Annotated in this window: 24 protein-coding genes and 2 tRNA genes; all 26 read left to right on the top strand. The window is 53.1% G+C overall.

Annotated features, from left to right (window positions below; genetic code table 11):
• Nucleotides 1-504: 504 nt before the first annotated feature.
• A complete protein-coding gene (gene rluC / locus ACR2TX_RS02145; protein WP_434131036.1) occupies nucleotides 505-1,455 on the top strand; it encodes a 23S rRNA pseudouridine(955/2504/2580) synthase RluC in 951 nt (316 codons plus the stop codon).
• On the top strand, nucleotides 1,452-2,102 hold the full coding sequence (locus tag ACR2TX_RS02140) for an HAD family hydrolase (RefSeq protein ID WP_434131035.1): 651 nt from the start codon (nucleotides 1,452-1,454) through the stop codon (nucleotides 2,100-2,102). Before rluC ends, ACR2TX_RS02140 begins: the two co-directional genes overlap by 4 nt.
• 52 nt (nucleotides 2,103-2,154) lie before the next feature.
• Nucleotides 2,155-3,144 (top strand): S49 family peptidase, encoded by a 990-nt coding sequence (locus ACR2TX_RS02135; RefSeq protein ID WP_434131033.1) that lies wholly within the window; start codon nucleotides 2,155-2,157, stop codon nucleotides 3,142-3,144.
• A 21-nt stretch (nucleotides 3,145-3,165) separates the two neighbouring features.
• A complete protein-coding gene (locus ACR2TX_RS02130; protein ID WP_077728532.1) occupies nucleotides 3,166-3,762 on the top strand; it encodes an NUDIX domain-containing protein in 597 nt (198 codons plus the stop codon).
• Between the two features lie 148 nt (nucleotides 3,763-3,910).
• Nucleotides 3,911-3,987: transfer RNA gene (locus ACR2TX_RS02125), tRNA-Arg, on the top strand.
• A gap of 68 nt (nucleotides 3,988-4,055) precedes the next feature.
• Nucleotides 4,056-4,131: transfer RNA gene (locus ACR2TX_RS02120), tRNA-Asn, on the top strand.
• Nucleotides 4,132-4,613: 482 nt separating this feature from the next.
• Nucleotides 4,614-4,988 (top strand): 30S ribosomal protein S12, encoded by a 375-nt coding sequence (gene rpsL, locus ACR2TX_RS02115; RefSeq protein ID WP_077728355.1) that lies wholly within the window; start codon nucleotides 4,614-4,616, stop codon nucleotides 4,986-4,988.
• A 19-nt stretch (nucleotides 4,989-5,007) separates the two neighbouring features.
• The gene (gene rpsG / locus ACR2TX_RS02110; RefSeq protein ID WP_077728354.1) at nucleotides 5,008-5,478 is read left to right on the top strand and encodes a 30S ribosomal protein S7; all 471 of its coding nucleotides are present in this window, start codon (nucleotides 5,008-5,010) and stop codon (nucleotides 5,476-5,478) included.
• 44 nt (nucleotides 5,479-5,522) lie between these two features.
• On the top strand, nucleotides 5,523-7,622 hold the full coding sequence (fusA, locus tag ACR2TX_RS02105) for an elongation factor G (protein ID WP_077728353.1): 2,100 nt from the start codon (nucleotides 5,523-5,525) through the stop codon (nucleotides 7,620-7,622).
• A 36-nt stretch (nucleotides 7,623-7,658) separates the two neighbouring features.
• A complete protein-coding gene (gene tuf, locus ACR2TX_RS02100; RefSeq protein ID WP_086133754.1) occupies nucleotides 7,659-8,849 on the top strand; it encodes an elongation factor Tu in 1,191 nt (396 codons plus the stop codon).
• Nucleotides 8,850-8,853: 4 nt separating this feature from the next.
• On the top strand, nucleotides 8,854-9,165 hold the full coding sequence (gene rpsJ / locus ACR2TX_RS02095) for a 30S ribosomal protein S10 (protein WP_026609162.1): 312 nt from the start codon (nucleotides 8,854-8,856) through the stop codon (nucleotides 9,163-9,165).
• 18 nt (nucleotides 9,166-9,183) lie between these two features.
• Nucleotides 9,184-9,822 carry a 50S ribosomal protein L3 gene (gene rplC, locus ACR2TX_RS02090; RefSeq protein ID WP_086135207.1) on the top strand — a complete coding sequence of 213 codons (639 nt, stop codon included), beginning with the start codon at nucleotides 9,184-9,186 and terminating at the stop codon, nucleotides 9,820-9,822.
• A gap of 22 nt (nucleotides 9,823-9,844) precedes the next feature.
• Nucleotides 9,845-10,447, top strand: a complete 603-nt coding sequence (rplD, locus tag ACR2TX_RS02085) for a 50S ribosomal protein L4 (RefSeq protein WP_434132390.1) — start codon at nucleotides 9,845-9,847, stop codon at nucleotides 10,445-10,447.
• Nucleotides 10,444-10,737 carry a 50S ribosomal protein L23 gene (gene rplW / locus ACR2TX_RS02080; RefSeq protein ID WP_086135208.1) on the top strand — a complete coding sequence of 98 codons (294 nt, stop codon included), beginning with the start codon at nucleotides 10,444-10,446 and terminating at the stop codon, nucleotides 10,735-10,737. Before rplD ends, rplW begins: the two co-directional genes overlap by 4 nt.
• A gap of 46 nt (nucleotides 10,738-10,783) precedes the next feature.
• Nucleotides 10,784-11,611: a 50S ribosomal protein L2 gene (rplB, locus tag ACR2TX_RS02075; RefSeq protein ID WP_077731313.1), complete on the top strand. Its 828-nt coding sequence runs from the start codon at nucleotides 10,784-10,786 to the stop codon at nucleotides 11,609-11,611.
• An 18-nt stretch (nucleotides 11,612-11,629) separates the two neighbouring features.
• Nucleotides 11,630-11,902 (top strand): 30S ribosomal protein S19, encoded by a 273-nt coding sequence (rpsS, locus tag ACR2TX_RS02070; protein WP_077731312.1) that lies wholly within the window; start codon nucleotides 11,630-11,632, stop codon nucleotides 11,900-11,902.
• A 16-nt stretch (nucleotides 11,903-11,918) separates the two neighbouring features.
• Entirely contained in the window at nucleotides 11,919-12,254 is a 336-nt protein-coding gene (gene rplV, locus ACR2TX_RS02065) for a 50S ribosomal protein L22 (protein WP_077731311.1), read from the top strand.
• 9 nt (nucleotides 12,255-12,263) lie between these two features.
• Entirely contained in the window at nucleotides 12,264-12,935 is a 672-nt protein-coding gene (gene rpsC / locus ACR2TX_RS02060; RefSeq protein ID WP_077731310.1) for a 30S ribosomal protein S3, read from the top strand.
• A gap of 16 nt (nucleotides 12,936-12,951) precedes the next feature.
• Nucleotides 12,952-13,365, top strand: a complete 414-nt coding sequence (rplP, locus tag ACR2TX_RS02055) for a 50S ribosomal protein L16 (protein ID WP_077731309.1) — start codon at nucleotides 12,952-12,954, stop codon at nucleotides 13,363-13,365.
• Complete coding sequence (gene rpmC, locus ACR2TX_RS02050) at nucleotides 13,365-13,559, top strand: 50S ribosomal protein L29 (protein ID WP_077731308.1); 195 nt, start codon at nucleotides 13,365-13,367, stop codon at nucleotides 13,557-13,559. The genes rplP and rpmC overlap by 1 nt, the downstream gene beginning before the upstream one ends.
• Complete coding sequence (rpsQ, locus tag ACR2TX_RS02045) at nucleotides 13,556-13,816, top strand: 30S ribosomal protein S17 (RefSeq protein WP_086135209.1); 261 nt, start codon at nucleotides 13,556-13,558, stop codon at nucleotides 13,814-13,816. The genes rpmC and rpsQ overlap by 4 nt, the downstream gene beginning before the upstream one ends.
• Nucleotides 13,817-13,856: 40 nt before the next feature.
• Entirely contained in the window at nucleotides 13,857-14,225 is a 369-nt protein-coding gene (gene rplN / locus ACR2TX_RS02040) for a 50S ribosomal protein L14 (protein WP_077731306.1), read from the top strand.
• A gap of 16 nt (nucleotides 14,226-14,241) precedes the next feature.
• Nucleotides 14,242-14,559, top strand: coding sequence for a 50S ribosomal protein L24 (rplX, locus tag ACR2TX_RS02035; RefSeq protein ID WP_434131032.1), 318 nt, complete (start codon nucleotides 14,242-14,244; stop codon nucleotides 14,557-14,559).
• 17 nt (nucleotides 14,560-14,576) lie between these two features.
• Nucleotides 14,577-15,116 carry a 50S ribosomal protein L5 gene (gene rplE / locus ACR2TX_RS02030; protein ID WP_077731304.1) on the top strand — a complete coding sequence of 180 codons (540 nt, stop codon included), beginning with the start codon at nucleotides 14,577-14,579 and terminating at the stop codon, nucleotides 15,114-15,116.
• Nucleotides 15,117-15,124: 8 nt separating this feature from the next.
• Nucleotides 15,125-15,430: a 30S ribosomal protein S14 gene (gene rpsN, locus ACR2TX_RS02025; protein WP_077731303.1), complete on the top strand. Its 306-nt coding sequence runs from the start codon at nucleotides 15,125-15,127 to the stop codon at nucleotides 15,428-15,430.
• A gap of 61 nt (nucleotides 15,431-15,491) precedes the next feature.
• Nucleotides 15,492-15,887, top strand: coding sequence for a 30S ribosomal protein S8 (gene rpsH / locus ACR2TX_RS02020; protein ID WP_077731302.1), 396 nt, complete (start codon nucleotides 15,492-15,494; stop codon nucleotides 15,885-15,887).
• Nucleotide 15,888: the final 1 nt, after the last annotated feature.

Below are 15,888 nucleotides of genomic sequence, written 5' to 3'. Positions count from 1 at the left end.
TCTTCAGGTCACGCGATACTCGCTCGTCATGGGTCGAGCGAAAAAACCCTACTGTTGTCGTTTTTTCCGGCCAAATTTTTCTGTTTGGTACTTTGACCTTCTAAACAAAATGTTCTGTCTGTCGCCAATAATTCCGTTCAGCAAACGGTTCTCGGTTAGATCTGGCATTTGCCAGGGATGGACTATTTTGGGCTGACGTGTGAGCAGTCGAGCCCCGCTACCTCGAAAATCGAGTCGTATCCCGCCGCTCTGCGCGACGGCGTCCTCATTTAACCGCGAAACTTACGATTCTCCCGCCCCATGTCATGTAGCCCCGAGACAGATTGCTTTATAGGCATTCTTATCGACCATTTAGTCCAGGCCGTTCTAATTCTTCATGGGCTATCACCACCGGGCACGGTCCGGATAACTACTAGGCGTTCGGTTGCTGTCAACCGTAAGCTAACTATAACAATCTTAAGGAGAGTCATCAATTTGGCTGGGCAAAGCTGATATTATGTTCCTATGAAACAAGCATTGAGTGGCGCCTCTGTCAGATGGATCGAAGTGGATGAGGAGAGCGCGGGGCAGCGAATCGACAACTTTCTATTCACACGCCTTAAGGGAGTGCCGAAAAGCCATATTTATCGAATTTTGCGTACCGGTGAAGTCCGCCGAAATGGCGGACGCATTCAGGCCCAAGATCGGCTGGATACGGGGGATGTGATCCGTGTTCCACCGATTAGGGTAACGATGAGCAATCCCAGCCAAATTCCGGAGACTTTCGTGCGAGCCCGTTTGGAGCCTCGCATTTTGTACGAGGACGATGATCTTTTGGTCCTTAATAAACCTGCTGGCATGGCCGTGCACGGCGGTAGTGGATTGAGTTTCGGTGTGATCGAAGGGTTGAGGGAAATCCGGTCGGAGGCACGGTTCTTGGAGCTTGTGCACCGTTTGGATCGAGATACCTCCGGTTGTTTGCTGATCGCCAAGAAGCGCAGTGCCCTGCGAACTCTGCACGCGCAATTTCGTGGTGACGAAGTAAAGAAGGTTTACCTGGCACTGCTTGCCGGAGTGTGGGCGAGAGCGCGATGGATTGCGGATGCGCCGTTAAAAAAGAATGTCTTGCAGAGCGGCGAACGGATGGTTAAGGTCGCGCGCGAGGGTAAGCCCGCAGTTACCGAATTCAGGCGAAGGGAGCGCTATTTTGATTCGACGCTAGTTGAGGCACGTCCGGTTACTGGGCGAACCCATCAAATTCGGGTCCACGCTCAATCTATGGGGCATCCCATTGTCGGCGATGAGCGGTACGGCGATGAGAAAGTCAATCGGGAGTTTCGTCGACTTGGTTTGAAACGTCTTTTTCTTCACGCTTTGGAAACGGTTTTTCTCCACCCGCGTACGGGCACTCCGATCGAGGTAAAGGCTCCGCTTGATCAGGAGCTTTCCGAATTTCTTAAAGTGCTGCCGCGATGAGGAACCAATTCGATCTTTTGGTTTTTGATTGGGATGGCACTCTGTTCGACTCGGTCGGATGGATCGTGGATTGCTTGCAGCGGGCTGCGCACGGCTGCGGTCTCCCTATTCCGTCTGACCAAGAGGCTAAATCCGTCATAGGTCTCGGGTTGATGGAGGCGATGGAGGCTTTATTTCCCGAATATCCTTCCGAAATGGCGCGCCGCTTGGCGGAAGGTTATCGCCGTCATTACGGTGACAGGATAATTAGTGCGGATGGTTTATTCGCTGGTGTGCTCGATCTGTTGACGGAGTTGAGGGGGCGCGGTTACCGCCTTGCGGTCGCTACTGGGAAGACCCGCGCGGGGTTGAATCATGCGCTTGCCGCAACTGGGACGGAGCTGTTTTTTCATTCGACCCGCTGTGCGGATGAGACGGTTTCCAAGCCGAACCCGGAAATGCTCTTTCAACTCATGTCTGAAGCCGGCATCGCCCGAGAGAGGACTTTAATGGTGGGTGATTCGCTTCATGATCTGCGCATGGCTCACAATGCCGGGGTCGCTGCGGTAGGTGTCGGATGCGGTGCGAATGATTTGTTCGAGTTGGCTGAGTTTGATCCTTTGGCATGTATAGAGCGGACTACCGACCTTCTGGAAATTCTGAGCTGACGAATTACTTTGGTTTGAATCTGAGGCAAACGAAGTCGACTGAGATAACGCTATGGACCAACGCGACATGAGTGAAATCGAGCAAGAGCCGGAAACACCGACGCCTTCACCCGCATGGGAGCGCGATACGCTGGAAAAAGTGCTGTTGGCGTCTCTTACGGAACAGCGACAGGCGAGGCGCTGGGGAATATTTTTTAAGCTGCTTATGCTGGCCTACTTTGGCGTTGCGCTTTGGTTGGTTGCACAACCGTTGTCGGATCAGCGTAGTAGGGGGGAGAAAAGTCATACAGCTGTTATTGACGTGGCGGGGATGATCGCCGCCGGGGAAAAGGCTAATGCCGATGCCATTATCGAAGGACTTAGGGCAGCCGCGGAAGCAGTTGGTGCAAAAGGGATCATATTGCGCATGAATACGCCAGGTGGTAGCCCCGTTCAGTCGGCTTACGTTTACGAGGAGATTCGACGGATAAAAAAACTAAAACCGGAGCTCCCGATTTATGCGGTGGTTGCGGATATGTGCACTTCTGGTGGGTATTACATTGCCTCCGCTGCCGATAAGATCTTCGTCAACCAATCGAGCATTGTCGGATCGATCGGCGTAATCATGGACAGCTTCGGATTCGTGGATGCTATTAACAAACTCGGTATCGAGCGCAGAGTAATGACGGCCGGAGAACACAAGGCGATTCTCGATCCTTTTTCGCCGGTCGACCCCGTGGCAAAAGAACATGTGCAATCGGTGTTAAATGCAATTCATCAACAGTTTATCGATGCCGTCCGTCAAGGGCGGGCCGGACGCCTCAAGGAGAATACTCCTGAACTGTATTCGGGGCTGGTTTGGACGGGTGACGAAGGTATTAAGCTCGGACTAGCGGATGGGCTTGGGGATGTCCGTTCTGTTGCAGAATCGGTGATCGGTGCCAAGGATATGGTCAATTACACACCGGAGGAAAATCTTTGGGACCGCGTCACAAGTCGCATTGGTATCACATTCGGCCACATGCTGCGCACTGCTGTATCGGCCGGCACCTATTTGAACTAGGTCGGCGCAATTATGAATGAAATCGACAAGGCGTTCGAGTTGATCAAGGAAGAGCCGATCTATCGCGGATTCTTCAGTCTGTCGCGCATACGATTTAGGCATGCATTGTTTCGTGGAGGCTGGAGTGACTATTTGGATAGGGAGTTGTTTCATCGTGGCAGGAGCGTTGCCGTTATTCCCTATGATCCTGTGGCGGATCAAGTGGTGCTTATCGAGCAGTTCAGGGTCGGAGCCATGTTTGTGAATGGGGATCCGTGGTTGCTCGAAATCGTGGCGGGAGCCTTCGAACAAGGGGAAAGTCCAGAAGACGTCGCCTATCGCGAAGCCGCCGAGGAGGCGGGATGTGAAATCACTGAGCTTATTCGTATTGCCGAGTTTTTTCCGACGCCCGGCGGTTGTTCGGAAAAAATTACGCTGTATTGTGGAATCGTCGACTCACGGGGCTTGGGTGGTATTCACGGTGTTGAAGAGGAGCACGAAGATATTCTGGCTCGCGTGGCGAGCTTCGATCAAGCGATGGACTGGCTTAGTCGGGGCCGAATTGAGGCCGCTATTCCCATCATAGGTCTTCAGTGGCTCGCATTGAATCGGCATCACCTGCGGGCAAGGCATGGGTAGAGGTTTGCTGTGGGAGTGCTCTGATTCGTTTTTGCTGGTGCGTGATCTTTTCCGGTTAGGGCCGGTGCAACTATCAGAAGCGGTGAAGTTGTTAAGAAAAATAATTTGACGAGGCATGTGCCATAATTCATAATACGCCTTCTGCCGCGCGCCTGTAGCTCAGTTGGATAGAGTACCTGGCTACGAACTAGGTGGTCGGGAGTTCGAATCTCTCCAGGCGCGCCATCTTGTACGGTTTGCGTGGGGTTTGACAGGGGATTGGTCTGTTTCTATAATCCCACGACTCAATTTGTTCCCCTGTAGCTCAGTCGGTAGAGCAGCTGGCTGTTAACCAGCGGGTCGGCGGTTCGAGCCCGTCCGGGGGAGCCACATTTCCATGTTGTGAGTTCTGTTCGCTTTTTGGTGTCAGGCTCGCGAGTAAGAAGTCATCGTGCGATCTCTGGGGTCGCGGGGCGGTCCTGGCAAGGTTTCTTTCTTATCCCTTCTGTCTTCTTGGGTGTCATCAGTCCGCGGTGATTGGTGTGATGGGCTGTGAAGATGCGTTGATGTGCTCGATCGTCATTGTGAGCCGGGATTGAGGGTAATTGGATTGTGGGTAGCGTCCAAGTTCGCGGTTCTAGTTTATTCCTCCGTAGATCTCGGAGCAGCTAAGAAGGGATGTTTCTCGAAGTGACAATTTCTTTGTGTCTCGCGATTCTGGGGTTTTTAGGTTTCGGTCGCGTGATGTTGACAAGTCGGTTTTTTAGTTTTAAATTTCGCCGCTTTACCAGCGCCTTTTAACGTTTTGGGTGGGCAAGGTTTCTGGTGACGATTTTTCCGAAGGTTGAGCGAAAAAGTTTTGGAGTTTGGTAATGAGCACGATAAACCAGTTGGTTCGGAAGCCGCGAGTCAGAAAAAAAGACAAAAGCAATGTGCCGGCCCTGGACAGTTGTCCTCAAAGGCGTGGCGTATGTACGCGCGTTTATACAACTACGCCTAAGAAACCGAATTCCGCTTTGAGAAAAGTGGCTCGTGTTCGCCTGACGAACGGTGCTGAGGTGACCAGCTACATTGGTGGAGAGGGTCACAATTTGCAGGAGCACTCCGTGGTTTTAATTAGGGGTGGTCGTGTAAAAGACTTGCCGGGTGTGAGGTATCACATTGTTCGAGGTAGTCTTGATACTGCGGGCGTTCAAAAGCGTCGCCAAGGGCGGTCCAAGTACGGTGCGAAAAGACCGAAAAGTTAACTGAGTTCCAGGTTGCGTTATGTCTAGAAGAAGAGTCGCTCAAAGAAGAGAAGTTATTCCGGATCCGCGCTTCGGCAGCGAAATACTGGCTCGTTTCGTCAATATGTTGATGTTGGACGGAAAAAAGTCCGTGGCTGAAAAGGTGGTCTATGGTGCTTTGGATCACATTTCTGCCAAGACCAGTCAATCGTCCCTGGATGTGTTGACCAAGGCCCTGGAAAACGTTCAGCCCCTGGTGGAGGTCAAGTCGCGTCGCGTTGGTGGGGCTACCTATCAGGTTCCAGTTGAGGTTCGTCCGGCGCGTAGGGCTGCTTTGGCTATGCGTTGGCTAATCGATGCTGCTCGCAAGAGGAGTGAGAAGGGTATGGTCATGAGGTTGGCCGCCGAACTGCTCGATGCGAACGAGAATCGCGGATCGGCTGTGAAGAAGCGTGAAGATACGCACCGAATGGCAGAGGCAAACAAAGCATTCTCTCATTATCGCTGGTAAGCAGTGACTTCTTATCTCCAATTAGGTTAGCGAAGGTTAAAGCAGTGGCACGCACGACTCCAATCGAGAGATACCGGAACATCGGGATTTCCGCGCATATTGATGCGGGTAAGACTACCACCACAGAGCGTGTGTTGTTTTATACCGGCATAAATCACAAGATCGGTGAGGTTCATGATGGCGCCGCTACTATGGACTGGATGGAGCAGGAGCAGGAGCGTGGTATCACCATCACCTCTGCGGCGACTACGACCTATTGGCGGGGTATGGGTCTCAACTATCCTGAGCACCGTATCAATATTATCGATACTCCTGGGCACGTCGATTTTACGATCGAAGTAGAGCGTTCTATGCGCGTTTTGGATGGCGCTTGCATGCTCTACTGCGCGGTTGGTGGTGTTCAGCCCCAGTCGGAAACGGTGTGGCGCCAGGCTACGAAATATGGCGTTCCCCGCATCGCGTTCGTAAACAAAATGGATCGGACGGGGGCGGACTTTTTTAAGGTTTATAAGCAGATGCGTGAGCGTCTGCGCGCGAACCCGGTTCCGATTCAAATTCCCGTTGGTGCTGAAGATTCGTTCAAAGGCGTAATCGACCTTGTGAAGATGAAGGCTATTGTGTGGAACGAAGAAGACCACGGCGCGACGTTTGTGTATGCGGACATTCCCGCAGAGCTCGCGGACGCTGCTGTTGAGTGGCGGGAAAAGATGGTCGAGGCTGCGGCCGAGGCTGACGAAGAGTTGATGAATAAATATCTGGAGCAGGGTGAGCTCTCTGAAGACGAGATTAAAGGCGGGCTCCGTAAGCGGACTATCGGCCTCGAAATCGTTCCAATGCTCTGTGGCTCCGCCTTCAAGAACAAGGGTGTGCAGGCCATGTTGGACGCGGTTGTCGACTATCTGCCGTCCCCGGTGGATGTGCCTCCTATAAAAGGAGCGGATGCGGATTCCGGGCAGCCTGTTGAGCGCAGATCGGAAGATAATGAGCCGTTTTCGGCGCTTGCGTTCAAAATTATGACCGACCCGTTCGTGGGTACCCTGACCTTTGTTCGGGTTTATTCGGGTGTATTGAGCTCCGGCGATAGCGTAATTAATTCGCAATCCGGAAACAAAGAGCGCATCGGTCGATTGTTGCGCATGCATGCCAATACCCGTGAGGAGATAAAAGAGATTCGCGCTGGCGACATTGCTGCCTGCGTCGGCTTGAAGGATATTGTTACCGGGACGACCCTTTCGGCTGTGGATAAGCCGGTGGTTCTCGAGCGAATGGAGTTCCCTGAGCCGGTAATATCGGTTGCGGTGGAGCCGAAAACCAAGAGTGACCAGGAAAAGATGGGGCTCGCGCTGCAGCGACTGGCTCAGGAAGATCCGTCTTTTCGCGTTCACACTGACGAAGAGTCGGGGCAGACCATTATCTCCGGCATGGGGGAGTTGCACCTGGAGATTATCGTCGACCGAATGAAGCGCGAGTTTAAGGTTGAAGCCAACGTGGGTGCGCCCCAGGTGGCCTACCGGGAAACCATCCGCAAGTCGGTCGAGCAAGAGGGGAAATACATTCGCCAGACCGGTGGGCGCGGTCAGTATGGGCACGTGTGGTTGCGGATCGAGCCGTTAGAGACTGGCGGTTACGAGTTTGTCAACGGGATCGTAGGCGGCGTTGTTCCGAAGGAATATATTCCGGCGGTGGATAAAGGTGTGCAAGAGCAACTGCAAAATGGTATATTAGCCGGCTACCCCGTTGTTGACGTAAAAGTCACGCTGTTCGACGGTTCGTACCACGACGTAGACTCCAGCGAAATGGCATTTAAGATCGCTGGCTCGATGTGTTTCAAAGAGGGTGCCCGTAAGGCCAATCCGGTCCTGCTTGAGCCCATCATGAGTGTGGACGTCGAGACGCCGGAGGATTATATGGGTGATGTCGTGGGTGACTTGAACAGGCGGCGCGGCATGGTGCTCGGGATGGAAGATAATGCCGGCATCAAGGTGCTGAAGGCGGAAGTTCCCTTGGCGGAAATGTTTGGTTATTCGACCACTCTGCGCTCATTAAGTCAGGGTCGAGCCACTTACTCGATGGAATTCAAGAAATACCAAGAAGCCCCTGCGAACATTGCGGACGCGGTGATTAAGAAGGCATCTGTGGGTTAATGTTTAGAAAATAAGAAGTAGCGAGGTATCCAGGTCGTGTCCAAAGAGAAATTTACGCGCACAAAGCCGCATGTGAACGTCGGGACGATTGGTCACGTTGACCATGGCAAGACGACCCTGACGGCGGCTCTGACCAAGGTGGGTGCGGAGCGCTTTGGTGGCGAATTCAAGGCATACGATCAGATCGATGCGGCGCCGGAAGAGCGGGCGCGCGGCATTACGATCGCGACGGCGCACGTGGAATATGAATCCCCCACACGACACTATGCGCACGTCGACTGCCCCGGTCACGCCGACTACGTCAAGAACATGATTACCGGTGCGGCGCAGATGGATGGTGCCATTCTGGTGTGCTCGGCCGCGGATGGTCCGATGCCGCAGACCCGTGAGCACATCCTGTTGGCGCGTCAGGTTGGGGTGCCCTATATCGTAGTCTTTCTGAACAAGGCCGATATGGTGGATGATCCCGAGCTGCTCGAATTGGTCGAGATGGAAGTGCGCGAGCTGCTGTCCAAGTACGATTTCCCCGGAGACGACACTCCGATCGTGCGTGGCTCGGCGCTGAAGGCGCTGGAAGGGGATCAGAGCGAGATCGGTGTGCCGGCGATTTTGAAGCTGGTGGATGCGCTCGATGCGTATATTCCGGAGCCGAAGCGCGACATTGAGAAGCCGTTCCTGATGCCGATCGAAGACGTGTTCTCGATTTCGGGGCGCGGCACGGTGGTGACGGGGCGGATCGAGCGCGGCAAGGTCAAGGTTGGGGACGAGATTTCCATTGTTGGTCTGCGTGAGACCACCAAGACTACCTGCACCGGTGTCGAGATGTTCCGGAAGCTCCTGGACGAAGGGGTGGCGGGCGATAACGTTGGGGTGTTGCTGCGCGGCACCAAGCGGGAAGATGTGGAGCGTGGTCAAGTGTTGGCGGCGCCGAACACGATTACCCCGCACACCCATTTTGAAGCGGAGATTTACGTGTTGTCCAAGGAAGAGGGTGGGCGTCATACCCCGTTCTTCAATGGCTATCGGCCGCAGTTCTACTTCCGGACGACGGATGTGACGGGGGCGGTGGAGTTGCCGGAAGGGGTGGAGATGGTCATGCCGGGGGACAACGTCAAGATCACGGTGAAATTGATCGCGCCGATCGCGATGGAGGAAGGCTTGCGCTTTGCGGTACGCGAAGGCGGCCGGACCGTCGGGGCCGGTGTCGTGTCCAAGGTGTTGGAGTAATTCTGTGCAAAAACAGCGAATCAGGATCCGTCTGAAGGCGTTTGATCATCGACTGATCGATCAGTCTGCCAGCGAAATCGTTGAAACGGCCAAGCGAACCGGTGCCCAGGTTTTGGGACCGATCCCCTTGCCGACCAAAAAAGAGCGCTACACCGTTCTCATCTCGCCACACGTCAATAAAGACGCGCGCGACCAATACGAACTGAGGACCCATAAGCGTTTGATGGACATCGTTGAGCCGACGGATAAAACGGTTGACGCTTTGATGAAGCTCGACCTTGCTGCCGGCGTAGACGTACAAATAAAGTTGAATTGACGTATTTAGGAGCGATCGATGGCGTTAGGTTTGGTTGGGCGGAAGTGCGGCATGACCCGTATTTATGCCGAAGACGGCTCCGCAGTGCCGGTTTCCGTAATCCATGTGGAGCCGAATCGCGTCGTGCAGGTCAAGGCATTGGATACAGACGGTTACCGGGCGATTCAGGTGACCGCTGGGGTTAAGAAGAGGTCCCGTTTGTCCAGGCCGGAGGCCGGGCACTACGCTAAGGCGGGTGTCGAGGCTGGGCGCGGTTTATGGGAATTTCGTGTAGAAGAGGGCGATGCGGGTCAATACTCGGTGGGCTCCGAGGTGGGCGTAGACATTTTCCAGGAAGGGCAATACGTCGATGTTCAGGGTATGAGTATCGGTAAAGGTTTTGCGGGTGTGGTTAAGCGTCACAACTTCAGAACCCAGGATGCTACGCACGGAAACTCGTTATCGCATCGTGCGCCGGGTTCTATCGGTCAGAACCAAACGCCTGGTCGCGTTTTTAAAGGCAAACGAATGGCCGGACACCTTGGTAGTGTCACGACCACCGTGCAAAGTTTGAAGGTGTGCGCGGTTGATAAGGAGCGCTCGTTGCTTCTGATCAAGGGGGCTGTGCCAGGCGCGAAAGGTGCCGAGGTCTTAATTAAGCCGGCTGTTAAGAAGTAAAGAGGGTAATATGGGGTTGCAGATTCCATCGGCTGTCGATGGCGGCACGCCGCTCGAAGTCTCCGAGGCAGTGTTTGGGCGGGATTACAATGATTCTCTTGTTCACCAGCTAGTAGTTGCGTATTTCGCTGGAGCTCGATCCGGTACAAAAGCGCAAAAGACGCGCTCAGAAGTTAGCGGCGGCGGTGCGAAGCCGTGGCGACAAAAAGGCAGTGGTCGTGCTCGTGCCGGTACAACTCGAAGCCCTCTCTGGCGTACGGGCGGTGTTACATTCGCAGCGCGTCCCCGGTCCTATGAACAGAAACTGAACAAGAAGATGTACCGGGCTGCTATGCGGTCGATTCTGTCCGAGCTGTTGCGTCAAGGGCGGTTGTATATCAGCGATGATATTCATCCTTCGGCTCCTAAAACAAAGGAGTTTCTTCAGAAGCTTCAAGGTCTCGGATTTAAGCGAGGGTTGGTTGTTACCGATGCGCTTGATGAAAACTTGTTCTTGGCTGCGCGGAATCTCCAAGACGTGTTGGTGTGCACTGCCAGCTCCGTGAATCCGGTGGCCCTCGTACATAGCGAGAAAGTGATTTTGACGTCACAAGCAGCAAAGCAACTTGAGGTCGGCCTAGCATGAGACAGCTGGAACTAATGAGCGTCATCGAGGCGCCAATTATTTCGGAAAAGAGCACTGCGGCCGCTGAAAAAGCAGGTCAGGTTGCTTTTCGTGTAAAACGGACCGCGAGTAAACCTCAGATTAAAGAGGCCGTTGAACTCATGTTCAATGTTAAGGTGGCCTCGGTTCATGTCCTGAATGTGGGCGGAAAAGTTAAGCGATCCGGGCGGTTTATAGGTAAACGTTCCGACTGGAAAAAAGCGTACGTGAAACTGAAGCCGGGATTCGATATCGATCTGTCCGTAGCGTAGGAAAAACGCGAGAACATAGAACAGTAAATAATTGCGGGAATTTCAGATGGCGCTAATTAAATCGAAACCCACCTCGGCCGGTTCACGGTTTGTGGTTCGAGTACGGACAGAAGGTCTTCACAAGGGGAAGCCTTATGCAGGTCTCGTCGAAAAAAAGACGAGAAATTCCGGTCGAAACAATCAAGGCCGAGTGACGACGCGTCATAAAGGCGGCGGCCACAAAAAGTTTTATCGTGTGATCGACTTTAAACGGGACAAGCTGGAGATACCCGGCCGAGTTGAGCGTATAGAGTACGATCCGAATAGAACAGCTCATATCGCGCTCGTGGTTTACAAAGATGGCGAGCGGCGATACGTCATTGCGCCCAAAGGGGTGACCGTCGGGGCCGAGGTTGTCTCATCGGAGTATGCGCCCATACGCCCTGGCAACTGTTTACCGATTAGAAACATCCCCATTGGTACGCTGATTCACTGCATCGAGCTCAAGCCGGGAAAAGGTGCTCAGCTAGCACGTAGCGGAGGTGCGTCCGCGCAACTCGTTGCAAAAGAGGGTGCGTACGCAACTATCCGCCTGCGGTCGAGCGAGATGCGCAAGGTGCTTGCCGAATGCAAAGCCGTGATCGGTGAAGTTTCAAATCACGAACATAACTTGATTTCTTTAGGTAAGGCTGGAGCTACCCGATGGCGCGGTATTCGGCCTACCGTGCGCGGCGTGGCGATGAATCCCGTCGACCACCCGCACGGCGGTGGTGAAGGTAGAACTTCTGGTGGCAGACACCCGGTATCTCCATGGGGTGCGCCAACCAAAGGGTATAAGACGCGAAACAACAAACGCACCGACGCCATGATCGTGCGGGGTCGTAAGCAAAAATAGATATGAGAGGTAGAAGACGTGCCACGTTCGATTAAGAAGGGACCGTTTGTCGATTATCACCTACTTAAAAAGGTAGCGGACATGGGGCAGTCTGGGGCGAAAAAGCCCATAAAGACTTGGTCTCGCCGTTCGATGATCATCCCTGAGATGATCGGATACACCTTGGCGGTACACAATGGCCGCCAACACGTTCCAGTGCTCGTGACCGACAACATGGTGGGGCACAAGCTTGGAGAGTTTGCCCCGACTCGAACGTACAAAGGCCATCAAGCCGACAAGAAGACAAAGTGATTGGAGGCGGTGAAACATGGCAACGGTAGCGAAGCTAAACAATACGCGCGTATCTGCTCAAAAGTGCAGGTTGGTGGCCGATCAAATTCGGGGACTGAGGGTCGACAAGGCGATCGATTTACTCAGCTATAGCACGAAGAAATCTGCGCGAATTTTAAAGAAAGTGCTGGAATCTGCGATAGCGAACGCCGAGCACAACGACGGCGCCGACGTGGACGAGTTGTTAGTCAGTGTGATCGAAGTGGCCGAGGGCCCTACGCTGAAGCGCATGTCGCCACGTGCCAAGGGGCGTGCTAATCGTGTCCTCAAGCGTACATGTCATATAACGATTCACGTCTCAGAGCATCGATAAAGGATATTTATGGGGCAGAAAGTTCATCCGACCGGGATACGGCTCGGCTACATCAAAGATTGGACCTCTCGCTGGTACGCGTCCAGCAAGGACTACTCGGCGTTTCTCTTCAACGACTTGAAGGTACGGGAGTTCCTAAAAAGGAAACTTGGACACGCATCGATCAGCCGTGTCCAAATTAACCGGCCGGCGAACAATGCGCATATCACCATCCACACGGCAAGACCTGGTCTAGTCATTGGAAAGAAGGGTGAGGATATCGATGCCTTGCGTCGAGAGTTGTCATCGATGATGGGCATTCCCGTTCAGGTAAGTGTAGAGGAAATTCGTAAACCTGAACTGGACGCTCAACTCGTGGCGGAAGGCGTTGCCCAGCAGTTGGAAAAGCGAATCATGTTCCGGCGTGCGATGAAGCGCGCCGTGACCAACACTCTTCGGCTTGGTGCCGAAGGAGTGAAAATTAACGTAAGCGGGCGGCTGAACGGCGCAGAAATTGCACGTAGTGAGTGGTACCGCGAGGGACGTGTTCCTCTTCACACCTTTCGTGCCGATATCGACTATGGGTTCGCCGAGGCGAAGACAACTTACGGAGTCATCGGAGTGAAAGTGTGGATTTTCAAGGGCGAGGTTTTTTCAACCGGAGAAAGCGAATCCAAAGGCGTCGCTTCATCTGAGGTATAACCGGGGCTAGTAGACCATGTTGCAGCCGAAGAGAACGAAATATAGAAAACAGCAGAAAGGCAGAAACACAGGCCTCGCCACCAAAGGTAACCGGGTCAGTTTCGGCGAGTTTGGTCTGAAGGCCGTGGAGAGGGGAAGGATCACTGCGAGGCAAGTTGAAGCCGCGCGCCGTGCTATCACACGACATGTTAAGCGTGGTGGAAAGATGTGGATTCGCGTATTTCCCGATAAACCGATATCGAAAAAGCCGCTCGAAGTTCGAATGGGGAGTGGAAAAGGAAGCGTGGAGTACTGGGTCGCGGAGATAAAGCCTGGCACGATGCTTTACGAGCTTGAGGGAGTGAGCGAAGAGTTAGCGCGTGAAGCGTTCGAGCTTGCCGCAGCTAAGCTTCCGATAAAGACAACTTTTTCGTTTCGGACGGTCATGTGATGAAAGCCAGCGAACTTAGATCGAAAACCGAGGGCGAACTTAAAGAAATGCTGCTCGAACTTCACCGAGAGCGCTTTAACCTCAGGATGCAAAAGGCTACCGGTCAATTAACCAAATCGGATCAACTGCAAGGGATTAGGCGGGACATCGCCAGGGTAAATACGGTTCTAACCGAAAAGAGCTTTTCAGTATGAGCGAAACAGTCAAGACGTCCCGTACCATCACGGGAAGAGTTATCAGCTCCAAAATGGATAAGACGATCACGGTTCTGGTGGAGCGGTTGGTATCTCATCCAGTTTATGGAAAGTTCGTACGTCGAACGAGCAAGGTGTTGGCCCATGACGAGAATAACGAGTGTCACGAGGGTGACGTCGTAGTTGTTTCTTCCTGCCGTCCGCTATCGAAGAAAAAGGTTTGGATGCTGGACAGAGTGGTCGAGCGGACTAAATGACAACGAGAAGGGCAACGGCAATAAATAAGGGGTATCGAAGATGATTCAGATGCAAAGCAACCTGGATGTGGCTGATAACAGCGGCGCTAAAAAGGTCATGTGCATCAAGGTGCTCGGTGGTTCGCATCGCCGGTATGCAAACATCGGCGACATCATCAAGGTTAGCGTTAAGGATGCTATTCCTCGCGGACGCGTTAAGAAAGGCGAGGTTTACAATGCCGTGGTTGTGCGGACAAGAAAAGGCGTTCGTCGGACAGATGGATCGGTTGTCCGGTTCGACGGCAATGCGGCAGTGTTGCTTAACAATCAGCATCAACCCATCGGCACGCGCATTTTCGGGCCGGTTACGCGAGAACTGCGGTCCGAAAAGTTCATGAAGATCATTTCGCTCGCACCTGAAGTACTTTAACGAGGATCCTTGCGTCATGCGAAAGATTAAGAAAGGCGATCAAGTTGTAGTGCTCACCGGGAAAGACAAAGGGAAGCGGGGTGCGGTCTTGTCGGTGTCCTCGGACGATCGGGTCGTCGTCGAAGGTATCAACCTGGTTCGGAAACACCAAAGACCGATTCCGATGAGGGGAATAAATGGCGGAATAGTTGAAAAGGCTATGCCGATTCACCGGTCTAATGTGGCACTGTATAACCCGGGAACAAACAAACCCGATAAAGTGGGCTTTCAGCTTTTGGCCGACGGTAGAAAGGTTCGTTATTTCAAGTCCACGAACGAAGTTATTGACGTTTGATTTTGCGGATAACAGAAATGGCTAGGCTTCAATCTATTTACAAAGAACAGGTAGTTCCGCAGCTGATCAAGCGATTTAACTACCAATCGGTAATGCAAGTTCCGCGACTGGAAAAGATCACCCTTAATATGGGAGTAGGCGAAGCCGTAGCCGACAAGAAGATACTCCAGAACGCGATGGAAGACCTGCAAAAGATCTCCGGCCAAAAACCCATCGTAACGATCGCCAGAAAGTCAATCGCCGGGTTCAAGATCAGAGAGGGCATGCCCATAGGCTGCAAAGTAACGCTGCGGCGTGATAGGATGTATGAATTTTTGGATCGGCTTGTCAATATAGCGATACCGCGGATTCGAGATTTCCGCGGATTGAGCCCAAGGTCATTCGACGGTCGTGGCAACTATAGCATGGGTGTCCGGGAGCAGATCATCTTCCCCGAGATTGATTACGACAAAATCGACGCTATACGCGGTATCGACATAACCATTACGACTTCGGCTGGCAGCGATGACGAAGCCCGTGCGCTGTTGGAGCAGTTTAAGTTTCCGTTTAGAACATAGGAACGGCAATGGCAAAAAAATCTATGATCGCACGAGAAAAGAAGCGTCAAGCGTTGGTTAGCAAGCACTACAAAAAGCGGGCTGAGCTGAAAACCATCGTTCAGAGTGTGTCGTCGACGGATGAAGAGAAATACCAAGCGCAACTAAAGCTTCAACAGCTCCCCAGAGACGCGTCGCCGTCGCGCCTCCACAACCGGTGCAGTTTGACCGGTAGGCCGCACGGGTTCTATCGGAAGTTCGGTCTCGGACGGAATAAGCTGCGTGAGTCGGTTATGCGCGGCGATGTGCCGGGCGTGACGAAGGCAAGCTGGTAAGAGTGGATCGTCGACCCAATCACCGTCTGAGCCCAACCGTTTTGTTTACGGAGAATTTGAAATGAGTATGACCGATCCGTTGGCTGATATGATCATCCGTATAAGAAACGGGCAAGCCGCCGGAAAAAACGAAGTCGTTATGCCGTCGTCGAACGTTAAAATCGCAGTATGCCGCGTATTGAAGGACGAAGGCTACATCACGGATTATCAGGTAAGCCAGGATGCCGGGAAGGCCTCGCTTTGTGTGCAGCTCAAGTATTACAAAGGGCAGCCCGTTATCGAGCAGTTCGAACGCGTCAGTAAGCCCGGCCGTCGTATTTACCGATCGAAAGACAAGCTTCCCCTGATTCTGGGCGGGCTAGGTACGGCGATCGTGTCCACCTCGAAAGGCGTTATGACAGACAAGGATGCACGAGAGGGTGGGCATGGTGGCGAGGTCCTCTGTCTGGTGTCGTAAT

Source organism: Methylocaldum sp. GT1BB, assembly GCF_051027545.1.
In the GTDB taxonomy this organism is placed as follows: Bacteria; Pseudomonadota; Gammaproteobacteria; order Methylococcales; family Methylococcaceae; genus Methylocaldum.
The sequence above is the reverse complement of the archived record's forward strand: the minus strand, read 5'-3'. Positions and strand labels throughout refer to the sequence as shown.

Excerpts from the sequence above, each read along its gene's own strand:
- rpsC (WP_077731310.1), top strand. The coding sequence starts at position 12,264 with ATGGGGCAGAAAGTTCATCCGACCGGGATACGGCTCGGCTACATCAAA.
- ACR2TX_RS02140 (WP_434131035.1), top strand. The coding sequence starts at position 1,452 with ATGAGGAACCAATTCGATCTTTTGGTTTTTGATTGGGATGGCACTCTG.
- rplB (WP_077731313.1), top strand. The coding sequence starts at position 10,784 with ATGGCGCTAATTAAATCGAAACCCACCTCGGCCGGTTCACGGTTTGTG.
- rplV (WP_077731311.1), top strand. The coding sequence starts at position 11,919 with ATGGCAACGGTAGCGAAGCTAAACAATACGCGCGTATCTGCTCAAAAG.
- rluC (WP_434131036.1), top strand. The coding sequence starts at position 505 with ATGAAACAAGCATTGAGTGGCGCCTCTGTCAGATGGATCGAAGTGGAT.
- ACR2TX_RS02135 (WP_434131033.1), top strand. The coding sequence starts at position 2,155 with ATGGACCAACGCGACATGAGTGAAATCGAGCAAGAGCCGGAAACACCG.
- rpsQ (WP_086135209.1), top strand. The coding sequence starts at position 13,556 with ATGAGCGAAACAGTCAAGACGTCCCGTACCATCACGGGAAGAGTTATC.
- rpsN (WP_077731303.1), top strand. The coding sequence starts at position 15,125 with ATGGCAAAAAAATCTATGATCGCACGAGAAAAGAAGCGTCAAGCGTTG.
- rpsH (WP_077731302.1), top strand. The coding sequence starts at position 15,492 with ATGAGTATGACCGATCCGTTGGCTGATATGATCATCCGTATAAGAAAC.
- rplN (WP_077731306.1), top strand. The coding sequence starts at position 13,857 with ATGATTCAGATGCAAAGCAACCTGGATGTGGCTGATAACAGCGGCGCT.
- rplW (WP_086135208.1), top strand. The coding sequence starts at position 10,444 with ATGAGACAGCTGGAACTAATGAGCGTCATCGAGGCGCCAATTATTTCG.
- rplP (WP_077731309.1), top strand. The coding sequence starts at position 12,952 with ATGTTGCAGCCGAAGAGAACGAAATATAGAAAACAGCAGAAAGGCAGA.
- rpsL (WP_077728355.1), top strand. The coding sequence starts at position 4,614 with ATGAGCACGATAAACCAGTTGGTTCGGAAGCCGCGAGTCAGAAAAAAA.
- rpmC (WP_077731308.1), top strand. The coding sequence starts at position 13,365 with ATGAAAGCCAGCGAACTTAGATCGAAAACCGAGGGCGAACTTAAAGAA.
- rplX (WP_434131032.1), top strand. The coding sequence starts at position 14,242 with ATGCGAAAGATTAAGAAAGGCGATCAAGTTGTAGTGCTCACCGGGAAA.
- rplC (WP_086135207.1), top strand. The coding sequence starts at position 9,184 with ATGGCGTTAGGTTTGGTTGGGCGGAAGTGCGGCATGACCCGTATTTAT.
- rpsG (WP_077728354.1), top strand. The coding sequence starts at position 5,008 with ATGTCTAGAAGAAGAGTCGCTCAAAGAAGAGAAGTTATTCCGGATCCG.
- rplE (WP_077731304.1), top strand. The coding sequence starts at position 14,577 with ATGGCTAGGCTTCAATCTATTTACAAAGAACAGGTAGTTCCGCAGCTG.